2 pseudogenes are annotated in these 524 nt (G+C 43.5%); one reads left to right on the top strand and one right to left on the bottom strand.

From position 1 onward, the window contains the following. Positions 1–259, top strand: a pseudogene (locus R7Z47_RS26780) (DUF4056 domain-containing protein); the annotation flags it as partial. 114 nt (positions 260–373) lie between these two features. Here the strand turns inward: R7Z47_RS26780 and R7Z47_RS26775 are convergent. Then, positions 374–524: pseudogene (locus R7Z47_RS26775) on the bottom strand (IS481 family transposase); the annotation flags it as partial.

Genomic DNA, 524 nt, shown 5'->3' with positions numbered 1-524 from the left:
AGAGAACTCGAACTTACAGTATCTCGCGCAATCTCCCGCGATAGTGCTCACCATACCAGCATCTGTAGAGTCGCTGGATCTAGATAACATTGCCAAGTTAGTACTTGAAGTAGCGCCGAGTTACGCAGATACCTTCAACCACATCCCAAAACGTATCTGGTCAGAGCGTATCGAACATACCCAGTTTCCTGTCATTGCGAAGTATGCAGAGTTACAAGATGGTCAAGAAATGAAAGCGTTAGATGTAACGGAGAAGTAATTTAGAGAAATAATAGCTGCACATAACCTCTAATTTAGAAACGACATACCCTAAAGTGTACGAATTCAGATCTGAGCTGACAGCTACCCACTTTTAGACTCGGTGCCTGTCAGATTATATCTGGGCTAGATTCTTTTCAGCCCAGATTGATTTCCCATCCTCTAATGTCTCTATTGGCGTTCGGCCGCAGCACATTTTTCCTTGATGAGTACGATGATTGTTGTAGTAGTCCATCCATTCGTCCAGATCTTTCTGTAAGTCTTCC

Source organism: Vibrio sp. 1641 (assembly GCF_033339995.1).
In the GTDB taxonomy this organism is placed as follows: Bacteria; Pseudomonadota; Gammaproteobacteria; order Enterobacterales; family Vibrionaceae; genus Vibrio; species Vibrio alginolyticus.
Note: the sequence above shows the minus strand (reverse complement) of the source record. Positions and strands in the feature narration are given on the sequence as shown.